We start from the raw sequence: 26,481 nt of genomic DNA, 5'->3' as shown, positions 1-26,481 counted from the left end.
CGACAGATCTCAACGAAGGCACAGGACCTTTTTGATCGAACGGAGGGTTGCGAGCGGTAAAAACCTTCATATCTACTACAAAAACCGTGACGGAGGATGGTCATACTGCGGAAACTCCGAGGACAGATCGACCTGTGTATTTTCTCGTTTCTCAGCCCGCATAAGTCTTTGGGTAGCCTTCTTTTCCCAGCTCAACACCATACAAGCAAGATCACACGTCATATAAGGCCTAATCCGACTAGCGTGGGTTTTATGTGCCAAGATTCTTCGCCTACCTCCGCCACGCAGATGGTGGGCCATACCCCTTTAGTGTCCCTCGACCGTATTCACAACCGAAGTGATATCGGCGTTTATGCGAAGTTGGAGCAATTCAACTTAGGTGGATCCGCGAAGGATCGAACGGCGCACGCTCTGATCAACGATGCCATCGCCAGCGGAAAAATCAGCGAAGGCTCGACACTCATCGAATCCTCTTCAGGAAATCTTGGCATCTCCCTCGCCCGCCTCGCCAGAAGTGCCGGCATGCGATTCCACTGCGTGGTCGATCCGCGAGTGAATAAGTCCACGGTATTGACCATGAAGGCTTTCGGCGCCCACGTGGAGATGTTAGAGCGTCCTGATCCGGCCACTGGAGATTGGTTGACCGCTCGGCGCCAGCGCGTAGAAGAACTTCTAGCAGAAATACCTGATTCTTTTAATCTCAATCAGTACGCCAACCAAGCGGCCTTTACCGCCCATGCTGAGGGGACAATGACGGAGATCATTGCGCAGCTAGGTCAGCCACCTTCGCATCTCTTAGTCGCCATGAGCACCACTGGCACCCTCGGGGGCTGCGCGAAAAAACTGCGCGAAATCTCGGCGCCTACCGTGAAAATTGGGGTTGATGCGCTCGGTTCCGTCCTCTACGGTGGGCAGCGTGGCACTCGGCTCTTGCCAGGCTACGGCGCCGGAGTGGTCACCGAGCTCTCCCGCGCCTTCCACCCCGACCGCGTCGAATATATAAAAGATCTTGACGCCATCATGGGCGCCCGCTTATTAGCCTTAAGCGAAGGTATCCTCCCCGGTGCCTCTGGCGGTGCTGTCATTGCTGCTTTGATACGGCTTATTCCTCAGCTACCCCCATCCTCCACCGTTGCGCTCGTGCTTCACGACGGAGGCCACGCCTACGTGGACACTGTCTATAACGACACGTGGGTTCATGAGAATTTTACGATCGATCAGCACGTCCTCGATGATCCAACGACCTACTTTAAGGAGTAAAGAATGAAAATTGCTATTGTAGGCGCCGGACCACGCGGCCTCTGGGCCATTGAGGAGCTCATCGCGCGCTCACGGAAAGCCCTTGATATTGTGGTTTTTGATCCCTTCCCACCCGGCGCAGGAGCAGTGTACCGCGAGGATCAACCCGCAAATTTTCGTCTTAATTTGCGCTCCTCCGCGGTTAAAACTGCATTCAATTCCCTCGACCAGTGGCGCGTGGACCAGGGCTATGACCCCGATCCTTTCCCACCGCGCGCCCTCGTTGGTAAGTTTCTAGCAGCCTCGTGGCAAGCCGCCCTGGAGAGAGCCCCAGAACATATTCAGATCCGCTATGAGGCGCACACCATCACCGAAATTATCCCTGATGAAAATTCCGGCTACGAAATTGCAGGCGACGTTTTCGATGAGGTCCTCGTTGTCACTGGCCACGAACATGACCACCCGGGAGCTCTGCGGAATAGCGACAGTGCGGTGCCTGTTACGCCGCTGTATTGGAATGCCAACCTCCCCGATAACCCCGCGACGATTGGGGTGCGCGGGGCGGCGTTGACCTTTATTGACGTCTGTATGTTGTACGGCCAGGTGGCTACAAAAATTTATCCGGTTAATCGTTCCGGGCGCTTTATGGAGGTCAAACTCGATCCCACGGTTGTGGTGCCCGAGCTCGATCCTAAATTCTCTCAGCGCGTACTAAGCTGCGCTAACGCCACGGAATTGGCCGAGATTTTAGCCGAAGCGGCGGTCACACTCGCTGACTGTACGCTAGACCAGGTGCAGGATGTGATCAAGGGTGAAGATTTTACTGGTGATGCCGTCGCCGAGCTGCGGCAATCGCTGGCGGTAGCCCGTGGCGATCTGCCCCTGAGCCCAGCCGGCGCGGTAGGGGCGGCACTGCGAGAGCTCTACCCCGCCATTATCAAACGGCATCAGCATGCTGGTCCGATCCCCGGCTATGTGGACTTATCGCGTCCTCTGGAACGCGTTGCATTCGGCCCGCCACCGTATACGGCGCAGGTATTGCTCGACCTTATCGATTCCCAGGTGGTAGATACTCAGTATCTCGGACACCCGGACATTGTCGCGGAATGGATGGTAGGTTCACAGCCCGTTGATGTCCTCATCGACGCTGTGCTCCCACCCCAAGGACAGGCGTCGGTTTTTGCTGATATACCTGGAATCACCATTATTGGCCGTATGAATGAGCACATAGTCCCAGGCCATGACTCTCTAAATCGCACCCTCTTGGATGAGATCCCCAGGTGGGCTGCACGCATTAGTTCGGAGGATATATCATGAGCACCGTACCTTTAGAGGCCAGGACGCTGCCCTGGATGGATCAGGTTATCAATGATCCTCAGCTGGTTCGCACCCTTATTGACGAATACGGATCACCAGTTAATCTCCTTAATCCAGCACCCTTGCGCGATAATGCAAACGAGCTCATTTCCGCAGGTAAGGCGGCAGGAGTTGAGGTAGGAATATTCTTTGCTCGCAAAGCCAATAAAGCCCTCGCTTTTGTCGACGCCGCCCGCGATGCCGGTTTGGGCGTGGATGTCGCGAGCCTGCGTGAACTGCAGCAAGTTTTAGAACGCGGAGTTAATCCGCAGCGCGTGATCTTAAGTGCTGCTATTAAGGATGCCGCCCTGATCGACTACGCAGTTCAGGCTGGGGTAGTCATTTCTTGCGATAATGTCACCGAACTCACCCGGATCTCGCGCAGTGCTCAAGCACGTCAGACCACCGCCCATATCGCTCCGCGCTTAGCCCCTGATCCTGCTCTCTTAGCACCAACTCGTTTTGGGGAATTGCTGTCCACCTGGCTTGGCACTGAGGTCCCCTCGGGCATTGACGTGGTGGGAACGCATATCCATCTCCACGGGTACAGTGAGAAAGATCGTCGACAAGCATTAGCAGAAGCGCTAGTACTTGTGGATCACTACAAAGAAAATAACCACCCGGTTTCTTTTATTGATATCGGCGGTGGTATACCCATGAGCTATCTCAAGGATGTTAAGCAATGGGAATATTTCAACGAGCAACTGGCTCTGCAACGAGCTGGCAAGCGCGAACCCTTTACGTGGAAGGGCGATCCGCTCATAAATACTTACCCCTTTTGGCAGCGCCCAGTTCGCGGCGAGTGGCTTACCCAGCTGCTTAGCGGCGAGGTCCACGGCTTCGGCACGGCCGCTGCGGCGCTACGAGCGCGGGGCTTAAGGCTGCACCTGGAACCCGGGCGGAGCCTGTTGGATGGATGTGGCATGATTTTAAGCCGCGTGGAATTTACCAAGCAGCGTTCCGACGGACTCGATCTGGTGGGCTTGGCTATGAATCGCACACAATGTCGTACCGCCGCGGACGATATTCTGCTTGACCCCATCCTCATTCCCACAGGTGATGGCCCCCGTAGGGATATGACGGGGTATTTGGTGGGCGCATATTGCATCGAGGATGAGGTCATTATCCGCCGCGAGATGCAGCTTACTGTAGCACCTGGCGATACCGTGGCCATTGTCAATACCGCAGGGTATTTTATGCACATCTTGGAATCAGCCTCGCACCAAATTCCTCTGGCCAAGAATATCGTGCGTCACGCTAATAACACGTGGGTGTTGGACGCCATTGATTCTCACTCCTAACGCTGGTGCTACTTTCTTGACTCTTAGAAGACGCTGCTGGGGCTCCGGGGATCAAGAAAGTAGCTCTGAGCGGGAGGATGCTGGTGAATCCTGTATGTGCGGGAGCGCAGGTTAGTCGCGGTACTAATTGCTGGGACCTGCTTAGACTAAGTGCTTAGATTAAGTGAGTGCCTCTAATAGCGGTGGAAATGACCTCTCCTTATTTCGAAAGTAAGACAACTGTCAACGCGGAATTGTCTCGTGAATCTAGATCGTCACCGATCGCATGGCCTAAGACCTAGTGCTGGATCTGGGCGCTCGGGCCATCTCTGCCACACGTTCGACACAGCCATGCTGGCTATTTTCTTAAACGGTGAGAGGTGAGGGGTTTCACCGACAGAGACTATGGTAAAGACTATGGTGGAGTACGCAAAAGGCCGTAACTTGAGCAGGGCTTATGCGATCGGCGCGACATTGATGGAAAACCCTCGTGCGCACCACACGCAGTGGAGAGATATCTGCGAGAACGACCAGCGCTAGTAATTTGGCCATTTACCTATGAGTAGATAAGGCGCTCATGGTAAGGCCATACTCCTAGTGATGATCCATTTCTCTAGCGTGACTATCCTGTGCTTTCTACTCCTTGTTTTTAAGCAAGCAGACGTGGCATTATCTGAAGAATATTCGCGATTTTTTAATAGTTTTTAGTAGTGCTGCGCGATTAGCGTCTGGGAGGTATCCATGGACATTCTGCTACCGCGCCTTAATATAACTATATAACCGTGGCACTTTTTAACGCAGCGGCAGTTCCGCCACCGTGCGCCGTAATTTCCTGGTGTGTAGCTTTTCCGGTTGCGCCGCAAGTTTCTCCACTGCCCGCACCGCGCACATCACGTGCGCTTCCTTTGAGCTGGAATAAAAGGCTTGGGCACCAGCGGGTAGTTTCGGCACCGCATTCAGGGGCAGATCTGACACACTCAATAAGGTGCCATAGGGTACTCGGTAGCGGTATCCATTAGCCGCTAAGGTAGCTGATTCCATATCGCACGCAGCCGCTGTGGAGCCGCGTAGCCACTCCCATAAAGCCCTCGGGGTATGCCATTCCCAGTTGCGATCATCAGTAGAAATCACAGTACCGGTGCGCATCAGGGAAAGATCCTCGCCGTAGATCTCTTTGACACTTGCCTCAAGTGCACGTTGGACCTCCGGGATGGCGGGGATCGGAAGATCGAGCGGAATATGCCCATTGAGCAGGTTATCGCTCCGCTGGTAGGCATTTCCCAAGATGAGATCGCCAATCCGCATGCGCCCATCAAGACCGGCGCAATGCCCTATCATTATCCAGGCTTCAGGCCTTAAAACGGCTAAGCAGTCAGTGATAGTTTTGGCATTTGAGGGACCAACCCCAATATTCACCATTGTTACCCCGCTATTGTCCGCAGCCACCAAATCTAGGCGAGGCATTTGGTGTAGAGATCTTAGTGCCTGTTCGAATATTTCTTCGCTGGGGTATTCGGCGGTGGTTGAGTGCAGGACCGCACCGCTAGCAGTCACCAGTTCGTGGTATCGAGATCCAGGGCGATGAAGTTCAAATAAGGCGAAGCGCAAAAATTCAGACATATGCATGCCGTAATTGGTAAAGAGTAAGTATTTTTGAACACTCTGTACGCCTATGCCCGTATAGTGCTCAATACGCGCGCAGGCCATATCGAAGCGCTGCGGACTAAAGTGAAAAAGCGGTTTCTCGGATCGATGGAATACCTCCCATTCACCATCAACAATGGCGTCGTCCACCATATCTAATGATGGTCGCGGCACCCCAGCGGGGCGCTCCGTTTGTAGAAAAACCTCGGCATTAAAATCCGGTAGGTATTCGGGGGCAATCGCGATTTCTGAGTCCCCTACCTGTAGTTCACACGGGTAGTTGGACGTCAGCCTCTCGAGTTGGGCTATCAAATAGGAGCGCAGCAGCCGCGGGCGGCTGATTACCGCCGAATACACACCGGCCTCGTCTACGTATCCGAACGGTTCGGTTCGATCAATTGGATGCCACCGTAGCACCCGCACCATGAGTTTGGGGTACGTAATATTCTTCCAATTGTCGAAATTCCCAGATTCACAACACTGTGTAGCCAAAGCGCATGATCGGTCATAGTGATTGATAAGCTTTTCAACAGCTTCCACAGCATTCATACCATACGCCTCTCGCAGACCAATTGAGCGCTATTTTGAGTCTCTTAGCACCAAGATCTTACCCGATGGCCTTAGATAATTGACTCGTTTATAACGCACAATTTTGCATGCAATGGGGGCGATATATGGCTCTCGCCTAGCGCCGGAGGATCCTCCGCAACCAGGAGACAATTCTCCTTGGTCGTGCCGGAGACCTGCCGAGGGAGGACATGCCAGGCATCTCCCGCCCTATAACCACATCACTGTGGGCACGATGCCTAGATAGATTATCGTAGACACCCGCATCCTCAGCTTCAGATAACGTAGATGAGCCAGCCGGCGGCTGATCTAAGGGCTGCTCGTGTCTCAGCGGCAGTCCTGTGGCTGTGAGATCGTCTGCCTTATCCGCGCCAATATCTGGGGCGCTTGTTGGCGTCCGATCGCTCTGATCCGGCTTGACTGAGTGAGAATGTTGAATTCAGGCTAGCCCAAACGCTTCGATATTACGATCAACGATTGTCCTGAGGATAGCGAGGTTAGATTGTGCGGAATACACTGCCACATAGACAAACATATTCCCGTCCAGCATGCGGATCAGATGGAGCTGGTCGGAGAGGGTAAGAAGCATATCTTTCAGCTGCGAGTCGATCCCGAGCGCCTCAATCGCCTTGAATTTGGCCTTGACCATTTCACTGTTATAAGCGGAGGCAACATCCAGATCGAAAGTGGACAATTTAGAGGTTGAAGCCAAAGACATCCCGGTTCCAAGATCGACCACCGACGCCCCTAAGAAGCCATTGAGATTATTGCTGAGACTCTCGACAAAGTCTATGAGTTTCTGTTGTTCGGACATATTTTGGTTCTGCTTTCTTTTTGATTTAACTGCCTGCTAACGATGAACAATGGTGATATCGTGCAAGAATAGCAAAGTATCCAATCTGCTATGATAAGAATAGAAAATTTTCTACTCCTTTACAACAGGTAACTACACAAACCTTCTATTTAAATTGAAACTATCGGAAAAATGATTGCACAGTCTTTTAGGCGTAGGCGTCACGGCAAAGTGGACGAACTCGACGTCGTCGATCTCGACCCCTCCTTCACTGCACCCCGAGATTCAATCGTCGGATCCCCAACCACTCTCGAGCTCGTCTTTGCCGGACCGGTCGGGATCGGAAAAACCACCAGTATAGAGACTCTTTCCTCCATTCTCACTATCACCACCGAAGCGAAAGCAGCCGCTCAAGAATTCGTTGCCCCCGGCAAGTCTTCGACCACAGTCAGTATTGATTACGGGATATGGAAGCGCGCGGACAACCGCGAAGTGGGTCTCTTTGGAATTCCCGGGCAGGAGCGCTTTTCAGCCAGCCGTTCCGCCCTCAAAAATCCTGAGGCTGGAATTGTCTTATGGCTCTATGGTGAAGAGGACTTGGTTGAAGAGCAACTACAGTCATGGTTCCCAGTAGTCAAAGACTCGGCTATTGCGGGACGCCTGTGTATAGCGCTTAACTTCGTGCACGGAGACGACAAAGCGATCGTCCAACGCGCCGAGATAATCGCCAATCGTCTTCTCCGAGACCTCCTATCTAATGAGACGACACCTAGCACAGACACTGCCTTCATCCCTGTGGTTATAGCAGACCCCCGTATAAAGGAAGATGTCATCAACGTTGCAGAATTGGCCCTCAGGAATCAGCTATGAGCGATGAGTTAATTGCTAAGCACCGAAAGGTTAGAGATCGCGATTTTGGCACCAATGATATCGCTCATGCAGCTTTGCCTATTCTCTCTCACCTCAGAAGCAAGAATCCGAATGTCCATGCGATGATCATTGGAACTGGCGATGGTATTCATGTGTGTTCCATAGGATTCGATTCCGAAGATAATGCTTCGCGCATGGCAGCCCTGAACTCCTCGATGCTGGGTGTGTCCACTGCTCAAGCTCAGGTCATGGACCCATTAAAAGATGAGATTCAGGATACGGTTGTTGCTGTTCAGCTGCCTGGCTCTGAACTTTTAGGGCTCGCCCGTATTGAACATCCCCCAGTGGGGCATCTGGTTCTGGGGGTTTTCGGTAGGGATATCAAACTCGGTATGGTGGTGCATCTCGTCCAAACTATCGCCCAGGCTTTGGCAGATTGGATATATGAGGGCTAGCTGAGCCTGGCTAGGGCTAGTTAGGGCTGGTGAGGGCTGACTGAGCCTGGCTAAAGCTGGTTAGGGTGCTACCCGCCGAAAGACCCCACGCCACTCGTCAGACCCAGAGCTACAATACCTAGCGCCCGCAGTTCTGCTCCAAAGCGTATCTGTAGGTAGTGCAAATGGATTCGAAGTTAACGCCTGCCTAAATAAACAGAATCGAGAGCCCCGTGGCGCGAACATATAGCTTCCCACCCATCAGGGCGCACCTGGACGACCATGCGCCGGCCGCAGAGTTGACAAAACCGCGGCGCCTCCAGGCCGGCACGAGCCGAGGGACTTAGAGCAAGCGTGAGATCTGGGGTAACTTCCTGGCCAGTATTGGGATGAAAATGGGGTTCATCCCCGGCTAAGACGGCCTCAAGCAGCTCCGTTGATGCTGGTTTTCTCATTAGATCGTCGTATTCAAAGCCTTGATAGGCAGCCGCAATTTGCCGAGCAGATCCACGTCATCCTCCATAGGCCGGCCCAATGTTGTGAGGTAATTTCCTACAATTACGGCATTAATTCCACCTAAAAGGCCCTGCTCGGTACCAAGGTCTCCGAGAGTAAGTTCACGGCCGCCAGCAAAGCGCAGGATAGTCTTAGGCAGCGCCAACCGGAAGGCCCCGATGGCGCGCAAGGCGTCGGCCGTCTCCATAACCTCACGATCGGCAAAAGGGGTGCCTGGGCGGGGATCGAGGAAGTTCATGGGCACTTCGGTGGGGTTAAGATCGGCCAATTCGGTAGCGAATTCGGCGCGCTGCTCGAGGCTCTCCCCCATACCTAAGATGCCGCCAGAGCACACTTCCATGCCCGCTTCCGCGACCATTTCAAGAGTGGCCCGGCGCGATTCCCAACTATGAGTAGTGACTACTTCGGGGAAATAGGACCGCGCGGTTTCCAGGTTATGGTTATAGCGGTGGATCCCGGCTGCCTTCAAGCGATCGACCTGCTCTTGAGTCAGAATGCCGATGGATGCGGCAACCTCGATATCAACTTCGGCCTTGATAGCGGCGACAGCCTGTTCGAGCTGCGATATGAGCCGCTCATCGGGCCCCTTTACGGCTGCAACGATGCAGAACTCGGTAGCTCCAGATTTTTGAGTTTGCTTAGCCGCTTCTACAAGGCCTGGGATATCAAGCCAGGCGGAGCGTACGGGAGATTCAAAGAGACCCGATTGGGAGCAGAAATGGCAGTCTTCGGGGCAGCCGCCTGTTTTGAGCGAGATAATTCCTTCGACTTCAACCTCTTCGCCGCACCATTTCAGACGGACTTGGTGGGCGAGGTCGAGAAGCTCGGGAATGCGGTCTTCTTCCAGATTGAGGATCTCAAGAACTTCGTCTTTATTGAGACCGATGCCTTGCCCAAGTACTTTGTCCTGTGCCAGCGCGAGGATATCCATGGCTTATCTCCTACGGTTGTATGAGCGATCGAGTAGCGTATTGCGGTAGAGCGAGTGAGAAGATCGCTTGCGTGATGTCATCTCAGTCTAATCAATGCGCACCTCAAACACTTAAACAACGTTCAAGTTTTTTTCGGTTATAACACCAATCGCGCTATAGCCTGCACCTCTTAGGTCCCACTAATTTTTTCCTTTTTGGGTGACTATTATCTTGTTGCCACCTCTTATGACTAGAAAACAGCAAAAATCCCACCACTACGATGAGTGATGGGATAGTGCCCAGGGGGGGACTTGAACCCCCACGCCCTTGCGGACACTGGCACCTGAAGCCAGCGCGTCTGCCATTCCGCCACCTGGGCTCAAACTAACACTTCCTACTTCAATGACACAGAAAAAGCGTTGCCATTAACTTAACACGATCGCACAATAGAGCAACAAATCCGCAGTACACATTTGGTTTTTACGGCACTGCTCAAGGAGTGACTCTAGGAGTATTGCAGCTTTGACTTTATACTAGGTAGGAAAGCGTTGATCGATAGAGCATCCTAGGAGGCGAAGCAGCGTGTCAATTATCGGCAAGATTGCCAAACTCGACAGCGCCATGCAGCGCGGGCTCGATAACGGCTTCGCTTATATATTTGGCGGCCGCGTGGTACCTGCAGAGATCGAAGAACTTCTCAAGCAGGAGGCGGAGGATAACTTGGTGCACACCTATGAAGGCACCGTTGAAGTTCCGAATATATATGAGGTCTCTGTTAGCGAAAAGGATTTTGATCTCATATCCGCTGAGCACCCAACTCTGGCAGATGATTTCACCGATCGCTTATCGCGGTACTTCCGCAATAACTCCTGGATTTCTCCTGCTCCGATCGTCATCAGAATTAGCGCCGATCAATCCTTGCGCACGGGGCAATTGCATGCCACAAGCGATTTTGATCTGGAAGTGAGCCCACCTAAGAAAGAGAGTGCTCCTATGAATCCCCCCGCTCCGCTTCCTTCCGCACCCACTGGGAAGATGATCAGCCTGACTGTCGACGGCACCCCCAGCTATCAACTTAAGACTGGGTCGACGATGATTGGTCGCGGTACGGATGTGGACTATAGGCTGCACGATACTGGGGTTTCCCGGCACCATGCGGAGATCGTGTGGGATGGCCACGAGGCCTATATTGTGGATCTACAGTCCACCAATGGCACCACAGTCAATGGCACCCCGATTGACAATTGGTTACTCGCCGATGGTGATGTGATCACAATTGGGCATTCACAGATCGTCGTCCGCATTAAATAACTGGCAAGGAGAAGCATGGATTCGGCGTTTTTATTTGGGCTGCGCATTGGGCTCCTCGCCCTTTTATGGCTTTTTATTTTTTTCGCGTTCATTGCAATGCGACGCACCATGAAATCCCATACCAGCCCCGCCGTTGCTCAGGCTCCTTTAGGAGGACGCCCGCAGCAATTAGCTATTCTCGACGGTCCGTTGACCGGCTACCGCGTCGATCTATCAGGCCTGTCAGATATCACTATCGGACGCTCGCACGATTGCGGTCTCAATCTCGACGACGATTTCACCTCAGGACATCACGCGCGGCTATTTAGTCGCGGCAATGAGTGGTTTATCGAAGATCTAGATTCTCGCAATGGAACCTTCGTCCAGGGTGCACGTATTGACGCCCCTGAGCGAGTTGTCGCCGGGCAAGACCTGAAAATTGGACGGACCACTCTAAGGCTTGTGGGCTAGATGAAATTACATTATGCTCTCGGATCCCACCGGGGATTAGTACGCAGCAATAATGAGGATTCCGCCTATGCGGGCCCATATCTGCTCGCCCTCGCTGATGGAATGGGCGGACACGCTGCCGGCGAGGTGGCTTCCCAGATGATGATTAATTATCTCGCGGAGATCGACGCCGACCCGGGTGAGAATGATATGTTAGCGCTGCTCGGCTCCGTGGCCGATGACGCCAATCGGGCGCTTGCGCGCGGAGTGCGTGAAAAACCAGAAATTGAGGGCATGGGGACCACACTCACAGCGCTGATGTTCAACGGGGACGAACTGGGACTATGCCATGTGGGTGATTCTCGCGGTTTTCGCATGCGCGCTGGAACCCTCGAGCGGATTACGGTCGACGATACCTATGTGCAATCGCTGGTAGATAAAGGCCAGCTAGACCCTGCGGATATCTCCACTCACCCGCAGCGCTCCATGATCTTAAAGGCCTATACGGGCAGGCCGGTCGAACCGACCTTAGAGCACCTCGATGCGCGTATTGGTGATCGGCTCATGCTCTGCTCCGACGGGCTGTCTGATCCAGTAACTACTGATACCATCGCCGATGAATTAGCATATGGCACCCCAGAAGAAGCTGTGCGGCGCCTCATAGATTTAGCGCTGCGCTCCGGTGGTCCCGATAACGTCACCGTGGTGGTGGCCGATATCGTCGCTGATGACATCGATCCAGCCACACTGCCCGCTACACCTTTGACCGCGGGAGCACTCAATAACGAGGAGGAACCCCCGCAGATTAATACCGCTGCTGGCAGGGCTGCTGCAGCCCTTGCCACAGCCACAGCGCGGCAACCGGAGGTGATCCCTCCACATCCGCAGCAGGCTAAAGAAGCGCCCCAGAGCTCACGCCGTTTCATCCCTGTCATTGCGTTTATGCTCGCCCTCTTAGTGAGCGGCGGAGGTTTCCTCGCAGCTCAGAGCTACGCCGCCGACCGCTACTTCATTAGCCTTAATGACCAGCAGGAATTCATTATTTCCCAGGGGCTTAAAACCCCAGGCCTCAGCGCCTTGGGAGTAAAGGCCTATCAAGCGGCGTGCATTAACGCCGCTGGGAATCTTACTTTCGTTGATAATAGCGAGCGGCCTGATTGTGCTATTTTCTCCCTCAACGATCTCAACGAGCCGGCGCGCGCCCTCGTCGGTAATTTCTCTGGCGGGCGTTATGACGAAGTAATCCAGCAGATGCAGCGCCTCTCTGAAGAAGCATTACCTGTGTGTGTGACCAGGCAAAAGGTTAAGGAGACCACCAGCCCTCGCACAACCAGCACTCCTCGTGCTACACGTACTCCTTCCAGCACCACGACGCCACCGACCTCGACCAGCGCTCCACGGTCGCAAACCCGCACGACTACGAGCTCCGTGCGCACCACACCGCAATCGCAATCATCTGCTGCCCCAAGCCGCCCAGGAGATCTTTCAACCCCTGGAGTTAATTGCCGGGAGGTGAAGAACCCATGATTTCAACCGCCCGCTGGCGCACCACGGAATTAAGCCTTCTCATAGCGGCCACCATCATCATGGCCATAACCTTGCTCAGCCTCAATATGGCGCTGGGGTTAGATATCAACGCCGAACTCGCCTGGGTCATCGGGGGCTTTATCGGAGTTTTCCTCATCGCCCATATTGCCTTAAGTTTTCTGGCCCCACAGGCTGACCAGATCATGCTCCCCGTAGCGGCCCTCCTCAATGGTTTAGGGCTTGCCATGGTGTATCGCATCGATGTGGCACAAGAAACCACAATGGCCTCGCGGCAGGTGATCTGGACGCTCGTTGGAGTGGGACTTATGATCACCGTCCTCATCTTCCTCACCGACCACCGCGTGCTGCGACGCTTTTCCTATATTTTAGGTCTCGTAGGATTAATCCTCTTGGCCCTCCCGCTCATCTGGCCCACACGCCCCGGGGTTGTCGCTGATGCCCGTATCTGGATTAGTATCGGCTCCTTTTCGGTCCAACCAGGAGAATTTTCCAAGATTTTTCTGTTGCTCTTTTTCGCCCAACTTCTGGTGACCAAGCGGGCCCTCTTTAATGTTGCGGGCTACCGACTCATGGGTATGGAATTCCCCCGCCTCCGCGATCTCGGACCCATTCTTGTGGTGTGGGCAATTGCTATCTTTATTATGGCTGGCGAAAACGATTTCGGCCCCGCTCTGCTTCTCTTCAGCACAGTTTTGGGCATGCTGTATCTGGCGACGGGGCGTGTCTCATGGCTATTTATCGGAGTCATTCTCGTTGGCATAGGTGGCACCGCCATCTATCAAATCTCCGATAAGATCCAAACCCGCTTCTCCATTTTCTTAGACCCATTAGCTGATCCTTATGATACGGGCCGCCAGCTTTCGCAGGCTCTGTTCGGTATGTCCACGGGCGGCCTCACGGGGACGGGACTTGGCCTCGGGCACCCGTATTTAGTGCCTGTGGCGTGGAGCGACTTTATCTTGTCTTCACTAGCTGAGGAATTGGGGCTGTATGGGCTTGCCGCCATTTTGATTTTGTTTACCATCTTGATCGCCCGTGGAATGCGCGCCGCTGTGATGACTAAGGATTCCTACGGCAAATTGGTAGCCGCCGGGCTCTCCCTCACCCTAGCCATCCAAGTCTTCGTGGTCACCGCCGGAATCTCAGCACTGATGCCTATGACGGGTCTGACAACACCCTTTATGTCTCAAGGCGGATCATCTTTGATGGCTAATTATATTCTGCTCGGTATCATCTTGCGGATCTCCCACTCCGCTAGCCAATCCGCCCAGCAGGGGGTGCACTCATGAATCGAACCATTGCGAAATCTTTTTATTTCACCCTCGTCATGATGGCTATCCTCTTAGTCAACGCCAGCTATATTCATGTTTTCAAAGAGGAGGAATACGCTCAAAACCCCGCCAACCGACGCGGTCTGATTGAGCTGAAATCTCAGCCCCGCGGCTATATTGCCACAGGTGGCATCATTCTGGCTGAATCACTAAAAGGTGAGGACGGCTTCTACTACCGCAATTATCCACATAACCCCCAAGCCTTTGGCGCGGTAGAGGGCTATATTTCCGATATTTACGGTGCCAGTGGCATTGAGTCCAGCTACAATGATGTGCTCAACGGCACCGCTCAATCACCCACACTATGGTGGAAAAGCCTTATTAGCCAGGATAAACAAGTAGGAAACGTGGAACTAACCCTCGATCCTGCTACCCAAGAGACCGCCTTCAACGAACTCGCCTCACGCGGCTATGAAGGAGCGGCAGTAGCTATCCGACCATCGACAGGAGAAGTACTGGCTTTAGCCTCGACTCCATCCTTCGACCCAGCCGCCATTAGTGATGCAAACCAGGCCGAATTAGCCTGGCAGGAACTCAATGCCAACCCAGGCGATCCCTTGCTCAATAAAGCTACACAGGAAACGCTGCCACCGGGCTCAACCTTCAAGGTGGTGACCACATTAGCTGCCTTAAACAAGGGCTTCACTCCCGATTCCACACTGACTGGGCAACCGCAGATAACGCTGCCTGGCACTGAGGCAACACTGGAGAATTATGGGGGCCAACTGTGCGGTGGTGCTACCGAGGTTAATCTTCTGACCGCTTTCCAGTACTCCTGCAATACTGCTTTTGTGGAGATGGGAATCCAGGCTGGCGCGGATGCGCTACGCCAAGCAGCGAGAGATTTCGGTATCGGCGAGAGATATGACTTGGGTCTTCCCGTGGTACCCGGCACCGTCGGTGATTTACCCGATGACCCAGCACTGGGGCAATCTGCGATTGGGCAGCGTGATGTGGCATTAACCGTGCTACAGAATGCTGTTATTGCCGCGACCGTGGCCAATAAGGGCGTGCGCATGGAGCCACATCTGATCCACCGCGTAGTGGCAGATGATCTTACCGAGATTTCTAAGACTAGCCCGCGCGTTCTCTCCTCAGGTATCACAGAAGATCAGGCAACAACGCTGACTAATCTGATGCAGGCCTCGGAGCGCTTCACCGCAGGATACGCAGGTCAAAATATTGCCTCCAAAACGGGCACCGCGGAGCATGGCGAAGACTCCCGAAATTCAAACCCCCACGCGTGGTATATCGCCTTTGCCCCGGGCGAAGATATTGCGGTGGCCGTAGTTGTCAAAAATGGTGGCGATCTCGGCCAGGCAGCAACAGGTGGATCAGTTGCCGCCCCAATTGGGCGAGCCATTATCGCTCAAGCACCCAAGGGAGGACAGTAATGAATGAACAGGAGCGTCTCCAGGAACTCCTCGCGGGTCATTATCAGCTGCAGTGGGTGATCGGCACCGGCGGAATGTCCACCGTCTATTTAGCCGACGATCTCCGTCACCAGCGCGAGGTGGCCATTAAGGTACTCCGCCCCGAATTTGCCTCCAACCCTGAATTTCTTTCCCGCTTTCGCAATGAAGCGGCGGCTAGCACTCGTATTAATTCCGATCATGTGGTGCGCACCTACGATTATCTGGAGCTACGCGAACCTCACTCGCAGCAGATTCTCAGCGTGCTCATTATGGAATATGTGCGTGGGGAAACCTTAAGCGATCTCCTCCAGCGGCGCTCTGGCCCTCTCGAGGAAGGAGAAGCCCTCGATATTCTGGAGCAAGCAGCGCAGGGCCTTGCCACGATCCACGGTCTGGGCCTCGTGCACCGCGATATTAAGCCTGGGAATTTGCTGATTACCCAAAATAAGCGGGTTAAGATTGCTGATTTTGGTATCGCCAAGGCCGCCGCCTCCACCCCATTAACCCGCACGGGCATGGTGGTAGGAACCGCTCAGTACGTCTCTCCCGAGCAGGCGCAAGGTCTTGTAGTTGATACTGCCTCCGATATTTATTCCCTCGGGGTGGTGGGCTATGAAATGCTGGCTGGCCGTCGACCCTTCGAGGGCGATTCCACCGTGTCGGTGGCGCTGGCGCATATCAATCAGGCACCGCCTGCTCTCCCCACCACTATCAGCGCCCCGGCGCGCGAGGTAATTGCTACCGCGCTGCGCAAAGAGCCTTCGCATCGCTACCGGGATGGGCGAGAATATGCACAGGCTATTTCTGCGGCGCGGCTGGGTCGGCGCCCGGCACCTGTAAGCGCGCCTCCAACCACTCGGATCATATCGCCGCCTCAGCCCGCATCGACGTCAATCATGCCGCCAACCCAGATGGCTCGGACTTCCTATGAAGTTCCCCCAGCGCCTGAGCGCAGTGGATGGATAACAGGTGTGATACTGGTAGTTGTATTCGGCGGTGTGGTGGCACTAGGATTCTTCCTTTATAGATCTGGGATAATCGATGAGCTGATGCAGCCCTCTCCTCCAGTTCAACCGAGTATTGTGACTGTCGTTCCCGAGGAGGTTGTAACAGTTCCGGCGCCTGAGGATATTGATACTCCGGCTCCGCCCACCGAGGTGGAACCTGAGCGCGAGGACATCACCGAGGCGCCTGTTATTCCAGATACTCCACCAACGATGGTGCTGCCTGAACCAGCTCAGCCGATTCCTGCGGATACCCCCACGGTGGAGATACCCGCCCCGCCCGTTGACCAATCGACCCAAGGAGAAGCCCAGTGACCCGTATGATCGCTCATCGCTACGAACTGGGCCCTGTGATTGGCACCGGCGGGATGTCCGAGGTGTACCAGGCCATGGATACTCTTCTGGGCCGCGAGGTGGCCATTAAGATTTTGCGCGCTGATTTAGCCCGCAATGAAAACTCCCGTGAACGTTTCCGCAAGGAGGCCCAAAATGCTGGCCGCCTGAATCACCCTGCAATCGTAGCCGTCTACGATACGGGCGAGATTATGCGTCATGATATTTCCACGCCCTATATCGTCATGGAGCTCGTAAACGGCCGAAACCTCAGAGATATCATCAAAGAAACGGGTCCGCTGAGCCCAGAGGAAGCCGCCACCACGTTGATTCCGGTGTGTGAGGCCCTTCAAGCTAGCCACGACGCAGGAATTATCCACCGAGATATCAAGCCTGCGAATGTGATGATCACGAATACCGGCGTGGTGAAGATCATGGATTTCGGTATCGCTCGTGCGCTTGATGATGTCAACGCGGATATGACGCAGACCTCTGCTGTGATCGGTACGGCCCAGTATTTATCCCCTGAGCAGGCGCGCGGTAAAGCGGTTGATGGGCGTGCGGATATTTATGCGTTGGGTTGCGTTCTTTATAATATTCTCACTGATCGTCCGCCTTTTGCTGGCGAGAATGCGCTTGAGGTGGCCGTCCAACACGTCCAAGACGAACCGCAACCGCCTAGCGATTTCATTCCGGATCTCACCCCCACGGAGGCTCTGAATGTGAATGCGGTGGTTCTCACCGCGATGGCGAAACACCCTGGGGATCGGTATCAAACTGCTGCGGAAATGGCTGCTGATCTCAAGCGCCTCGAAAGCAATGCGGTGACCATGGCGGCGCGCAATTATGTGGAACCAGCGTCCGCTGAGCACACCACGGTACAGCCAGTTGCATCGGTAGGTAAGCACCGTCACCCCAGTGAGGTCATCGCGGCTACACCCCCTCAACGTGGCGGTAACCTCGTGTGGAAAATCCTCATTGGTCTGCTGCTGATCCTTTCGCTGGGAATTGTTGGAACATTTACTTATACCTATCTCAGTGGGTCTACGAGCCCCATTGGGGGGCGCAGCAGTTTAAGCGAACTCCAAGATTATGCCCTGGTCCCTAGCGACCAAGCTATGGAAAGCTTGATCGCCCAAGGCTTTGAGGTCACCCTTTCTGAAGAAGCCAGCCCCACGGTAAAACAGGGCCTCGTCATTCGTAGCAATCCCGCTGCCGGTTCTGCTATTCAAAAAGGCACGACGGTGACCTTGATCGTCTCCTCTGGTAAGGAAGTCACTGAGGTTCCTGATCTCAAGAACAAGAAGACCGCTGAGGCAAATCGGATCTTGCAAAAAGCGGGCTTAGAGCTCGATTCCGTGGTGCGTGAAGATACCTCCGAGACCGTGCCCGAAGGCGAGATCATTGAACAATCACCTTCCGCTGGATCACGAGTTTCTAAGGGGTCGAAGGTTACTATCACAATTTCTACGGGTATTGAGCAACAACGTGTCCCCGTGGTTACGGGCATGAAGTGGGAGCAGGCTGAAGGCAACCTCACCTCTTTGGGCTTTGAACCGATAGTACAAGTTGTTGATGGCGTGGAACCTGATGGAACCGTGGTCTTTGTGGCTGGTGAAGGATCCAAGGTGGATTCAAATTCGCGTATCGAAATTCGGATTTCCAATGGGCAACTATTTACCATGCCCGATGTGACTGGTGGATCGGTTGCTAGTGCGAAACGCGCCTTGGAGGCCGCAGGATGGCGCGGTGGTGATGACCAGCTCGTGATCGCTCCCCCCGTCAAGACGACATCGCTTATCGACGGCGGACGCGTGGCAAACCAGCAGCAAGCTGCGGGAACTAAGATCCGCAAGGATTCCGTTATTACGCTTGCCCTGTGGGAGTTCGACATCGCCGCTATCGCCCCATAACATAGTGACCATTACTTGATAAGAACAGAGGTTTGACTTATGCCTAAGGCAAAGATTTCCCACAGTAGCATTCCGCTATCCTCCGGTGCGGGCGCTAACCGCACCCCTGTGAAGATTAATTCCTCCGGTACGCCCATGTGGTACAAGGTCATTATGTTTGGCTGCATGCTCATTGGGCTCGCATGGTTGATTGTTAATTATCTCGCCGGCACCCATATTGATCTCATGGTTCAATTAGGGCCGTGGAATTACGGCATCGGCTTCGGCTTCTTCATCGTGGGCCTGCTGCTCACCATGGGCTGGCGATAGAACAGAAAAAGCTCCCCTTTGTTAACAAAGGGGAGCTTTTTTCTTCAGCGTTTCTACAGCGCAATATATTTGGTGTTGAGGAATTCCTCGATACCATCGAGTCCGCCTTCACGCCCTAGGCCAGAGAGTTTCACTCCTCCAAAGGGCGCTGCTACATCAGAAATAGCACCGCGATTGATTCCCACCATCCCCGTGTTGAGGTGCGTGGAAAAATATCGGGCACCCTCTAGCGACTCAGTATAGGCATAGGCAGCTAGACCGTAATGGGTGTTATTGGCAGCTACCACGACCTCCTCGTTGGTGTCGAAGGATTGAATGCCGGCCACTGGTCCAAAGATTTCCTCGCGCGCAATCTTCATATCGTTATCCACCCCGCTGATAACCGTGGGTGGGTAGAAATAACCCGGGCTATCGGGGATATAACCACCGCTAATAATCTCAGCCCCGCATTCTAAGGCGTCCTGCACGAGTGCGTGGATCCGATCGCGCTGTGGGGCAGACACCATAGGCCCTAAGGTGGTCTGGGGATCTGTCCCTGGACCCATATGGTAGGCGTTCATTCGCTCGGTGAGGCGGGTGGTAAATTCTTCGATTCGTGAGCTGTGGATAAAGAACCTGTTGGCACAGATACACGCTTGGCCACCATTGCGCATTTTCGCTGCAATGGCGCCATCTATAGCTTTATCCATATCTGCATCTGCTGCGACGATAAACGGCGCATTGCCTCCTAATTCCAGGGAGAGCCGGATGAGCTGCGGTGCCGCCTGCTTCGCGAGGAGGGTTCCTACAGCGGTGGAACCGGTAAAACTCAATTTCTTCAGCCGGGGATCGGCCATCAATTCGAGGGATAGTTCCTTGGCCCTGGTGGTCGGGATGACGGAGAGGACTCCATCGGGGAGGATAGGACTGATAATCTCAGCGAGCTTGAGCATCGTAAGGGGTGTGAGATCAGCAGGTTTTAAGATCACAGGACACCCTGCGGCGAGTGCGGGGGCAAGCTTACGAGCGGCCATCGCGAAGGGGAAATTCCACGGCGTGATCGCCAGCACGGGGCCCACAGGCTCCTTAGTCACGAGAATATCGCCGTTGCCCCGCGGGGCTTGGAGGGTATAGCCACTCATGCGCTCCGCAGCCGCGTGAAACCACCGAAAATAGTCGAGTCCGTAGGCGATTTCAGCCTTGGCCTCTGTGAGGGTTTTGCCCATCTCCATTGTGATGAGCTGAGCGAGCTCCTCGGCTTGATCGCTTACTGCCTGATGAATTTTTTCCAGGATCTCACTACGGTCCCGCGGGGCACTGCTGCCCCAGCTGTGTGCTATCTCGGTGGCCTTATCTAAGGCCATCATCCAGTGCTTGGAGGTGGCGTTGGCAACCTCGGCTATGGGTTCTTCGGTTGCCGGGTTGATAACAGTGAACGTATCAGTGGAATCATGCTGAGTGTGGCCGATGAAAATATTCTGAGACACAGTAATAAATCCTTTCGCATAGGTGGGTAGTGCCCAGTCTAGGGTTTTCCACAGAGATTGCCCACATAGTTATCCACAGGCTGTGGATAAAGGTGTGTACAACCACAGCCGGGTTGTTATTCACAGGCTGTTGATAACTTTCTGCACTTTCCCAAACAGGCACATAGTTTCGAATGCAGCATCCTCTAGCTGGTATTTTCGATCAATAATTAGCTTCTGGGCCAAATAATCACATTCATGTGATTATCAACAGTGTTGATAACTTCTGTGGATAACTCACATGGTGCATAAGATGTGGACAACTTTTTCTAGATACCCGAGGCGTAGATAATAACCGCGCCAGCAATCAGACCCGTTGCCCCAATAACAATCCAGTCAGTCGTCCTCTTTGGCTTGAGCACTAAGGGCAGAAGGGCCACGCCGGCTAGTGCCCCGCCCATATGCCCCATCAGGCTGATGCCAGGAATGAGGAAGCTGAAACCAAAATTGACCAGTAATAACGTCAAAGGGGCACGTAAATCAAGGCGTCGGGAAGCGTTCAGGCCTACGAGGAGTACCATCAGCGCATAAACGAAACCGGAAGCCCCCGCCACGGCCGAGTAAGGGTCGAAGAGGGCCACGCACGCTGCGGAGCTCAACGCCGCCGCGATAAAGACGCCTAGGTATTTCCTCGGTCCCACAGCGCGCTCAATTTCGCGGCCCATCAGAACCACTAGCACCAGATTGAGGGCTAAGTGCGAGATGCTGGTATGCATCAGCGAGGCAGTAATCCCACTGAAAAGATTAGGTTTCGGCCCGTAGAAAACGAGGTGATCTGCGAGGGATGAAAATTTTAGATTATTGGTAACGGACAGTGACTCTACGGCCGTGAGAACCCACAACACAATCATCAGAGCCACCAGAGCAGCGCTCACGGGCGCCTGACGGTAATAATTTTTTACTATATTCACCATATTCATAAGAAAAAGGCAGGGGCGATAGTGCCCCTGCCAGAAATATTCAAGCCCTTCTTAGTTAAGCCTTGATTTCCACAGACTCGATAACCACGGCGTCGGTTGGGCGATCAGAACGATCGGTTGGGGTGGTGGCAATTGCCTTGACCACTTCTTGGGAAGCTGGGTCGGTAACCTCACCAAAGATGGTGTGGTGGTTATTCAAATGCGGGGTCGGAGCGACCGTAATGAAGAACTGCGAACCATTGGTGCCGGGGCCTGCATTGGCCATAGCCAAGAGGAATGGGCGATCGAAACGGAGTTCTGGGTGGAATTCATCAGCAAAGGTATAGCCTGGGCCACCTCGTCCGGTGCCGGTAGGGTCACCACCTTGGATCATGAATCCATCGATGACGCGGTGGAATACCGAGCCGTCATAAAATGGGCCCTCAGCAGTACCAGCAGCATTATTCGTGGTATAGGCGGCGGTACCGTTAGCGAGGGTGGTGAAATTCTCGACGGTCTTAGGTGCGTGGTTACCGAAGAGTTCTACCTCGATATCACCACGGTTGGTATGCAGAATTGCCGTTGCAGTCTTTAAACTCATACAGCCTATATTAAGCACGAAACGATACTTATCGCTAGGCTTGAAAGGTAATAGTACTACCAGTTCTCTAGGAGCGAACATGAATCTCATGGCACTGAAAGGTGGCTATACGGTGTTAAAACGTGCGTATAAGGCTTATTCGAATTACGCGGAAAAGAAGGCCGAGGATGCATACGACAATCTTGTCGATGTGGCCAATAACGTCAAACACGATGTAGAAGCCAAAAAAGACCAAGCTGAGCAGCGTTTTTCCACGTTGAGCGAAAAGGCTCGCAGTCGTTTTGAGGAACTGCGCGACGAATACGATGGCGACGAGTTCAAGCGCGCCGCCCACAAGCGTGCAGAGCAGGCCAAGCGCCACGCACGTGCCAAGGCCGAAGAGATCAAAGGTGTGGAAAAACAACCGAAGAAGAAGTGCAAGAAATTCCGCGCTTTCTCTTGGTTCACCATTATCACTGGCGCACTCGTCGCTGCTTATTATTACTTCCTGAAGGAAGATACTTCTAAGCGCCCGCCTCGCACCGATGACTATGAGGGTGAAACCACCGCGCAGGCCTATACGCGCAAAGCACAGAACCTCGCAGAGACAGCCGTGGAAAAGGGCAAAGCTCTTATCGGGGATCTCTCCTCCCGTGCAGATGGTGCCGTAGAGACGAGCAAGGAGCAATTCGCTAAAGCTTCCGAAATTGTTGCTGAGGCTCGCGAGAAGGTTGAATTCGAAGCTGAACTCGCAAAGGAAACCGCTGCTGAGCGTTTCGACGATCTCACATCCGATCTTAGCTCCAAGGCCGATGAGGCTCGCGAGAAGGCCCAAGAGGTAGCTGATTTGGTCAAAGACAAGGCCGAAGAAGTAGTTGATAAGGCCAAGACCGTTGTGGGCGAAGCCGAAGACAAAGCTGAGGACCTCAAGGATGAGGCTAAGGACAAGGCTGGGGAAGCCAAAGACGACGCTGAAGCCCTCAAGGACGAAGCGAAGGACAAGGCTGAAGACGTCAAAGATGAGGCCGAGAGCAAGGTTGACGAGGCTAAGGACAAGGCTGAAGATCTCAAAGACGAAGCCGAAGATAAGGTCGAAGAAGCCAAGGACGATGCCGAAGACCTTAAGGATGAAGCGCAAGATAAAGCCGAAGACGTCAAAAAAGACGTTGAGGATAAAGCTGAGAAGACTACCGATGTAACAGACGAGGCCGTACTCGAGGCGCTTGAGGATCAACTCAACTCAATGCCTCAAGACCCCGATGTCGCTGAAACTCAGGTACGCAAGCGCGGCAAGAAGAAATAACTTTTAAGTAAATACGAACTGGCCAGAGAATATCCTCTGGCCAGTTTTTTATCTGCCTTCTAATTCGTGGCTGAGTGCTTCGAGTTCACTACCACCTGACATATACCGTGTTAATTCCGCGACGCTGGTATCAGATCGAGCTGAATCTAGGATCTGCCGGCCCAGATTTAAAATGGTGAAATGATCCCCCACTAAATACGCGTGGTGCGGATTATGGGTAACAAAGACCACCCCGATCCCACGGGAGCGGGCAGCGGCAATGAACTTCAGTACCATTCCAGATTGCTTAACTCCCAGCGCAGCAGTGGGTTCGTCGAGAATAAGGACGCGAGCACCGAAATAAATGGCGCGCGCGATGGCGACCACTTGGCGCTGCCCGCCAGACAGGGAACTAATGGGCGTGTCCACAGAGGGCAAATCGACGCCCATCTCATTTAATTGTTGGTGTGCAATATGTGCCATCTCGGCGCGTTTGAGAATTCCCCAGCGATTGCTCAGTTCTTGGCCAAGGAAGAAATTGCGCCAAACACTCATCTGTCCGACCACCGCCAAATCTTGGTACACCGTTGCAATGCCATGATCCAAGGCAGCGCGCGGATTGGTGAAGGTGGTCTCGACGCCATCGACCACCATGGTGCCGGTATCTGGCTGGTGTATCCCCGCGAGAATCTTGATGAGGGTTGATTTTCCCGCCCCATTATCCCCAAGGACGCAGGTGACCTCACCCTCCTTAATGGTGAAAGAGATATTATCGAGGGCTGCAAAAGAGCCGTAGTTTTTTGAAATAGCATTCAGTTCAATCACGTGCGCACCTATCGTCTTTCTTGCATGGTAGCGAAAGAACTATTAGCCATCACCGCAAAAAGGAGGGTGGCACCGAGGAAGAATTTGAACCAATCTGGGTTCCAGCCAGCATAAACAATGCCTTGATTAGTCATGCCAAAAATCAGGGCTCCGAAAGCTGTACCGATCGCGGTACCGCGGCCGCCTGTAAGCGCACAGCCTCCAATGACAGCTGCAATGATATAAAGAAACTCATTGCCGATGCCTTGTCCTGCTTGGATGGAATCGAAGGCAAATAGAGTGTGCATACCCACAAACCACGCGGCAAAGGCCACCATCATAAAGAGTAGAATTTTCACGCGGCGTACTGGAACACCCACGGCGCGCGCAGCATCCTGATTACCGCCCACCGCAAAAATCCAGTTACCAAAGGTTGTTCGAAAGAGAACGAAGCTGGCAATAGCGACGAAGAATAACCACCAGAATATAGTGACCTTAAAGCTGATTCCGAAGAGATCGATGCTGCCTGCGAATACCGCGTGGGCGAGGGGAAAACCTTCCATATCTGCAATAGATGGAGTGGCTACCTGACCGGTGATGAGTTTAGTCAGCGCTAGGTTCAATCCCTGCAAGATCAAAAAAGCAGCCAAAGTAATCAAGAAACTTGCGATACCAGTGCGGGTCACCAAATATCCATTGAGTGCACCGATGGCTAGCGCAATCACTAGAGATAGGCCGGCTCCTACCCACACATTGAGATTGAGATTATAACTGAGCATCGCTGCAGCCAAGGCCGCTGTGGTAACGGCAACGCCAGAGGAGAGATCAAATTCATCCCCGATCATGAGCAAACCGACGGCTAGGGCCACAATACCCAGGGTGGAACTGGCATAGAGTACCGTGGCCAGCGCATCGAAGCTACGGAAAGGTGGGGCGAGAATGAGAAAGAGGATGGCCACCAGGGCCACACCAATGAGGCTTGCCACTTCGGGTCGGCGGCTTAAAGAGGACAGTAAAGGGATCTTATTCACGAGGTTCACTATTATCTAAAGCCACCTGAGGCGGCATCGGAGATCTGGTCAATATTGTCAGGTGTGATAAAGCTGGGCCCTGTTAATACTGGGCGCTCGCCACCCATAACGGACCCGTTACGGTGGGCAAGCCATAGGGAATCGATAGCGAGATAGCCCTGGAGATAGGGTTGTTGATCGACTGCGAAGGCGATCTGATCATTGTTGATCGCCGTCATCAGCTGGGCATTGGTATCGAAGGTAGCGATTTTGGCCGCGGATTGGGTTTCCTTCACCGCCTCCACGGCGCGCAGAGCCACGGGCGCCTGCAGGCTCATAATCCACTCGATATTCTTATCCTGAGCTAGCTTCGTTCCCAAGGTCGCCTGCACATTCGTGAGTTCTTGGCCATTAACGTAGAGCAAGTCCACCTCCTTACCCAATCCTTCTGCTACGCCCTGACAGCGAGATTCCTGGGAGGAATTACCTTGTTCATGAATAACGCAGAGAACATGCTCGGCACCCGTGGCAGCAAGGCGCTCACCTGCCTTGAGTCCGGCAAGTTTTTCCTCTTGGCCGAAAAAGCTACTGATATTGAATTCTTGATAGCGATTCATCCCGGCATTGAGAGCAACTGTGGGAATTCCTGCGGCGCTTGCACGAGCTGCTACCGGGCCAAGTGCATCGGCATTGGGCATGGTGAGAGCGAGTCCGTCGACGTCAGAATCGATGGCTGCCTGAATCAGATTGGCTTGGTTTGGAGCTTGAGGATCGCTGGAATAACGGAGCTCGATATTGCCCTTGCGAGCTGCATCTTCAGCCCCCTTGCGCACGAGGTCCCAGAAGGTATCTCCGGGGGCGCCGTGGGTCACCATCGCTACCACAAGGCGAGGGGTATCAGCGTGACCGTTCGCTGCGTCTAGGCGTTGCTTTTCTTGCAAGCCTCCCGTGGCTGAGCACCCGGTTATGAGGGTGATCGCTGCCACGAAACTAGCAACGAGGCTTATTTTCCTTGTTAAGTACACCTCTGCCATGGTGCCTGAAGATGTGAGTGCGGTCAATTAGCCTGACCTGCAACTTTACCGATTAAGTAGTGTTAAGCTGGGTGTTAAGAAAGAAAGATCTCTTACGAGGTCGGCGAGATTCAACCAAGCTATAGGATCTTGTGTCATTTCTTTGCATAGATCGGCCTACAAAT

Annotated in this window: 24 protein-coding genes and 1 tRNA gene; 14 read left to right on the top strand and 11 right to left on the bottom strand. The window is 53.6% G+C overall.

The window, feature by feature from the left end:
• Nucleotides 1-252: 252 nt before the first annotated feature.
• Genes NXS13_RS07405 through NXS13_RS07395 form a run of 3 tightly spaced genes read left to right on the top strand, consistent with a single transcriptional unit; the run spans nucleotide 253 to nucleotide 3,896 of the window.
• Nucleotides 253-1,260: a pyridoxal-phosphate dependent enzyme gene (locus NXS13_RS07405; protein WP_259079276.1), complete on the top strand. Its 1,008-nt coding sequence runs from the start codon at nucleotides 253-255 to the stop codon at nucleotides 1,258-1,260.
• A 3-nt stretch (nucleotides 1,261-1,263) separates the two neighbouring features.
• A complete protein-coding gene (locus tag NXS13_RS07400; protein WP_259079278.1) occupies nucleotides 1,264-2,556 on the top strand; it encodes an FAD/NAD(P)-binding protein in 1,293 nt (430 codons plus the stop codon).
• Nucleotides 2,553-3,896 carry a Y4yA family PLP-dependent enzyme gene (locus NXS13_RS07395; protein ID WP_259079280.1) on the top strand — a complete coding sequence of 448 codons (1,344 nt, stop codon included), beginning with the start codon at nucleotides 2,553-2,555 and terminating at the stop codon, nucleotides 3,894-3,896. Before NXS13_RS07400 ends, NXS13_RS07395 begins: the two co-directional genes overlap by 4 nt.
• A 771-nt stretch (nucleotides 3,897-4,667) precedes the next feature.
• Here the strand turns inward: NXS13_RS07395 and amn are convergent.
• Both amn and NXS13_RS07385 read right to left on the bottom strand, forming a co-directional pair.
• Complete coding sequence (gene amn / locus NXS13_RS07390) at nucleotides 4,668-6,068, bottom strand: AMP nucleosidase (RefSeq protein ID WP_259289557.1); 1,401 nt, start codon at nucleotides 6,066-6,068, stop codon at nucleotides 4,668-4,670.
• Nucleotides 6,069-6,525: 457 nt separating this feature from the next.
• Nucleotides 6,526-6,900 (bottom strand): hypothetical protein, encoded by a 375-nt coding sequence (locus NXS13_RS07385; RefSeq protein ID WP_259079288.1) that lies wholly within the window; start codon nucleotides 6,898-6,900, stop codon nucleotides 6,526-6,528.
• Between the two features lie 171 nt (nucleotides 6,901-7,071).
• Here NXS13_RS07385 and NXS13_RS07380 point away from each other — a divergent pair, with 171 nt between their 5' ends.
• Both NXS13_RS07380 and NXS13_RS07375 read left to right on the top strand, forming a co-directional pair.
• The gene (locus NXS13_RS07380) at nucleotides 7,072-7,749 is read left to right on the top strand and encodes a hypothetical protein (protein ID WP_259158567.1); all 678 of its coding nucleotides are present in this window, start codon (nucleotides 7,072-7,074) and stop codon (nucleotides 7,747-7,749) included.
• Nucleotides 7,746-8,204 carry a hypothetical protein gene (locus NXS13_RS07375; RefSeq protein ID WP_259079291.1) on the top strand — a complete coding sequence of 153 codons (459 nt, stop codon included), beginning with the start codon at nucleotides 7,746-7,748 and terminating at the stop codon, nucleotides 8,202-8,204. The genes NXS13_RS07380 and NXS13_RS07375 overlap by 4 nt, the downstream gene beginning before the upstream one ends.
• Nucleotides 8,205-8,380: 176 nt before the next feature.
• On the opposite strand, the gene NXS13_RS07370 is transcribed toward NXS13_RS07375, so the two are convergent.
• The 3 genes from NXS13_RS07370 to NXS13_RS07360 form a co-directional block, all read right to left on the bottom strand.
• Nucleotides 8,381-8,638 (bottom strand): hypothetical protein, encoded by a 258-nt coding sequence (locus NXS13_RS07370; RefSeq protein WP_259079293.1) that lies wholly within the window; start codon nucleotides 8,636-8,638, stop codon nucleotides 8,381-8,383.
• Nucleotides 8,638-9,630, bottom strand: a complete 993-nt coding sequence (gene bioB / locus NXS13_RS07365; protein WP_259079299.1) for a biotin synthase BioB — start codon at nucleotides 9,628-9,630, stop codon at nucleotides 8,638-8,640. The genes NXS13_RS07370 and bioB overlap by 1 nt, the downstream gene beginning before the upstream one ends.
• Before the next feature lie 276 nt (nucleotides 9,631-9,906).
• A tRNA-Leu gene (locus NXS13_RS07360) sits at nucleotides 9,907-9,989 on the bottom strand.
• A 203-nt stretch (nucleotides 9,990-10,192) separates the two neighbouring features.
• On the opposite strand from NXS13_RS07360, the gene NXS13_RS07355 reads away from it, so the two are divergent.
• The 8 genes from NXS13_RS07355 to crgA are packed head-to-tail and all read left to right on the top strand — an operon-like array spanning nucleotide 10,193 to nucleotide 19,203.
• Entirely contained in the window at nucleotides 10,193-10,921 is a 729-nt protein-coding gene (locus tag NXS13_RS07355; protein ID WP_259079306.1) for a DUF3662 and FHA domain-containing protein, read from the top strand.
• A gap of 15 nt (nucleotides 10,922-10,936) precedes the next feature.
• Nucleotides 10,937-11,371 carry an FHA domain-containing protein gene (locus tag NXS13_RS07350; protein ID WP_259289556.1) on the top strand — a complete coding sequence of 145 codons (435 nt, stop codon included), beginning with the start codon at nucleotides 10,937-10,939 and terminating at the stop codon, nucleotides 11,369-11,371.
• Nucleotides 11,372-12,877 (top strand): PP2C family serine/threonine-protein phosphatase, encoded by a 1,506-nt coding sequence (locus tag NXS13_RS07345; protein WP_259289555.1) that lies wholly within the window; start codon nucleotides 11,372-11,374, stop codon nucleotides 12,875-12,877.
• Nucleotides 12,874-14,187, top strand: coding sequence for an FtsW/RodA/SpoVE family cell cycle protein (locus NXS13_RS07340; RefSeq protein WP_259079320.1), 1,314 nt, complete (start codon nucleotides 12,874-12,876; stop codon nucleotides 14,185-14,187). Before NXS13_RS07345 ends, NXS13_RS07340 begins: the two co-directional genes overlap by 4 nt.
• Complete coding sequence (locus tag NXS13_RS07335) at nucleotides 14,184-15,623, top strand: penicillin-binding transpeptidase domain-containing protein (RefSeq protein WP_259079322.1); 1,440 nt, start codon at nucleotides 14,184-14,186, stop codon at nucleotides 15,621-15,623. Before NXS13_RS07340 ends, NXS13_RS07335 begins: the two co-directional genes overlap by 4 nt.
• Complete coding sequence (locus NXS13_RS09370) at nucleotides 15,623-16,963, top strand: protein kinase domain-containing protein (RefSeq protein ID WP_259289554.1); 1,341 nt, start codon at nucleotides 15,623-15,625, stop codon at nucleotides 16,961-16,963. The genes NXS13_RS07335 and NXS13_RS09370 overlap by 1 nt, the downstream gene beginning before the upstream one ends.
• Nucleotides 16,960-18,894 carry a Stk1 family PASTA domain-containing Ser/Thr kinase gene (gene pknB / locus NXS13_RS07325; protein ID WP_259158572.1) on the top strand — a complete coding sequence of 645 codons (1,935 nt, stop codon included), beginning with the start codon at nucleotides 16,960-16,962 and terminating at the stop codon, nucleotides 18,892-18,894. The genes NXS13_RS09370 and pknB overlap by 4 nt, the downstream gene beginning before the upstream one ends.
• Before the next feature lie 39 nt (nucleotides 18,895-18,933).
• Nucleotides 18,934-19,203, top strand: coding sequence for a cell division protein CrgA (gene crgA / locus NXS13_RS07320; protein WP_259158573.1), 270 nt, complete (start codon nucleotides 18,934-18,936; stop codon nucleotides 19,201-19,203).
• A 53-nt stretch (nucleotides 19,204-19,256) separates the two neighbouring features.
• On the opposite strand, the gene NXS13_RS07315 is transcribed toward crgA, so the two are convergent.
• The 3 genes from NXS13_RS07315 to NXS13_RS07305 form a co-directional block, all read right to left on the bottom strand.
• Nucleotides 19,257-20,675, bottom strand: coding sequence for an NAD-dependent succinate-semialdehyde dehydrogenase (locus NXS13_RS07315; RefSeq protein WP_396124959.1), 1,419 nt, complete (start codon nucleotides 20,673-20,675; stop codon nucleotides 19,257-19,259).
• 302 nt (nucleotides 20,676-20,977) lie between these two features.
• Nucleotides 20,978-21,622 (bottom strand): rhomboid family intramembrane serine protease, encoded by a 645-nt coding sequence (locus NXS13_RS07310; protein WP_259289553.1) that lies wholly within the window; start codon nucleotides 21,620-21,622, stop codon nucleotides 20,978-20,980.
• A gap of 61 nt (nucleotides 21,623-21,683) precedes the next feature.
• The gene (locus tag NXS13_RS07305) at nucleotides 21,684-22,208 is read right to left on the bottom strand and encodes a peptidylprolyl isomerase (RefSeq protein WP_259079344.1); all 525 of its coding nucleotides are present in this window, start codon (nucleotides 22,206-22,208) and stop codon (nucleotides 21,684-21,686) included.
• Nucleotides 22,209-22,287: 79 nt separating this feature from the next.
• Between NXS13_RS07305 and NXS13_RS07300 the strand changes: the two genes are divergently transcribed.
• A complete protein-coding gene (locus NXS13_RS07300) occupies nucleotides 22,288-23,490 on the top strand; it encodes a hypothetical protein (protein ID WP_259289552.1) in 1,203 nt (400 codons plus the stop codon).
• Between the two features lie 48 nt (nucleotides 23,491-23,538).
• On the opposite strand, the gene NXS13_RS07295 is transcribed toward NXS13_RS07300, so the two are convergent.
• Genes NXS13_RS07295 through NXS13_RS07285 form a run of 3 tightly spaced genes read right to left on the bottom strand, consistent with a single transcriptional unit; the run spans nucleotide 23,539 to nucleotide 26,317 of the window.
• Complete coding sequence (locus tag NXS13_RS07295; RefSeq protein ID WP_259158577.1) at nucleotides 23,539-24,294, bottom strand: ATP-binding cassette domain-containing protein; 756 nt, start codon at nucleotides 24,292-24,294, stop codon at nucleotides 23,539-23,541.
• An 8-nt stretch (nucleotides 24,295-24,302) separates the two neighbouring features.
• Nucleotides 24,303-25,304, bottom strand: coding sequence for an ABC transporter permease (locus tag NXS13_RS07290; protein WP_259079357.1), 1,002 nt, complete (start codon nucleotides 25,302-25,304; stop codon nucleotides 24,303-24,305).
• 11 nt (nucleotides 25,305-25,315) lie between these two features.
• Nucleotides 25,316-26,317: a substrate-binding domain-containing protein gene (locus tag NXS13_RS07285; RefSeq protein WP_259289584.1), complete on the bottom strand. Its 1,002-nt coding sequence runs from the start codon at nucleotides 26,315-26,317 to the stop codon at nucleotides 25,316-25,318.
• Between the last annotated feature and the right edge of the window lie 164 nt (nucleotides 26,318-26,481).

Source organism: Corynebacterium sp. ES2730-CONJ, assembly GCF_024834055.1.
Classification (GTDB): Bacteria; Actinomycetota; Actinomycetes; order Mycobacteriales; family Mycobacteriaceae; genus Corynebacterium.
This window is presented reverse-complemented; position numbering and strand designations above follow the sequence as displayed.

What these genes read in the sequence shown, in the direction of transcription:
- NXS13_RS07310 (WP_259289553.1), bottom strand. Translation starts at nt 21,622, where the DNA reads ATGGTGAATATAGTAAAAAATTATTACCGTCAGGCGCCCGTGAGCGCT.
- NXS13_RS07335 (WP_259079322.1), top strand. Translation starts at nt 14,184, where the DNA reads ATGAATCGAACCATTGCGAAATCTTTTTATTTCACCCTCGTCATGATG.
- NXS13_RS07370 (WP_259079293.1), bottom strand. Translation starts at nt 8,638, where the DNA reads ATGAGAAAACCAGCATCAACGGAGCTGCTTGAGGCCGTCTTAGCCGGG.
- NXS13_RS07345 (WP_259289555.1), top strand. Translation starts at nt 11,372, where the DNA reads ATGAAATTACATTATGCTCTCGGATCCCACCGGGGATTAGTACGCAGC.
- bioB (WP_259079299.1), bottom strand. Translation starts at nt 9,630, where the DNA reads ATGGATATCCTCGCGCTGGCACAGGACAAAGTACTTGGGCAAGGCATC.
- NXS13_RS07405 (WP_259079276.1), top strand. Translation starts at nt 253, where the DNA reads ATGTGCCAAGATTCTTCGCCTACCTCCGCCACGCAGATGGTGGGCCAT.
- NXS13_RS07285 (WP_259289584.1), bottom strand. Translation starts at nt 26,317, where the DNA reads ATGGCAGAGGTGTACTTAACAAGGAAAATAAGCCTCGTTGCTAGTTTC.
- NXS13_RS09370 (WP_259289554.1), top strand. Translation starts at nt 15,623, where the DNA reads ATGAATGAACAGGAGCGTCTCCAGGAACTCCTCGCGGGTCATTATCAG.
- amn (WP_259289557.1), bottom strand. Translation starts at nt 6,068, where the DNA reads ATGAATGCTGTGGAAGCTGTTGAAAAGCTTATCAATCACTATGACCGA.
- crgA (WP_259158573.1), top strand. Translation starts at nt 18,934, where the DNA reads ATGCCTAAGGCAAAGATTTCCCACAGTAGCATTCCGCTATCCTCCGGT.
- NXS13_RS07380 (WP_259158567.1), top strand. Translation starts at nt 7,072, where the DNA reads ATGATTGCACAGTCTTTTAGGCGTAGGCGTCACGGCAAAGTGGACGAA.
- NXS13_RS07400 (WP_259079278.1), top strand. Translation starts at nt 1,264, where the DNA reads ATGAAAATTGCTATTGTAGGCGCCGGACCACGCGGCCTCTGGGCCATT.
- NXS13_RS07305 (WP_259079344.1), bottom strand. Translation starts at nt 22,208, where the DNA reads ATGAGTTTAAAGACTGCAACGGCAATTCTGCATACCAACCGTGGTGAT.
- NXS13_RS07350 (WP_259289556.1), top strand. Translation starts at nt 10,937, where the DNA reads ATGGATTCGGCGTTTTTATTTGGGCTGCGCATTGGGCTCCTCGCCCTT.
- NXS13_RS07300 (WP_259289552.1), top strand. Translation starts at nt 22,288, where the DNA reads ATGAATCTCATGGCACTGAAAGGTGGCTATACGGTGTTAAAACGTGCG.
- NXS13_RS07395 (WP_259079280.1), top strand. Translation starts at nt 2,553, where the DNA reads ATGAGCACCGTACCTTTAGAGGCCAGGACGCTGCCCTGGATGGATCAG.
- NXS13_RS07340 (WP_259079320.1), top strand. Translation starts at nt 12,874, where the DNA reads ATGATTTCAACCGCCCGCTGGCGCACCACGGAATTAAGCCTTCTCATA.
- NXS13_RS07385 (WP_259079288.1), bottom strand. Translation starts at nt 6,900, where the DNA reads ATGTCCGAACAACAGAAACTCATAGACTTTGTCGAGAGTCTCAGCAAT.
- NXS13_RS07375 (WP_259079291.1), top strand. Translation starts at nt 7,746, where the DNA reads ATGAGCGATGAGTTAATTGCTAAGCACCGAAAGGTTAGAGATCGCGAT.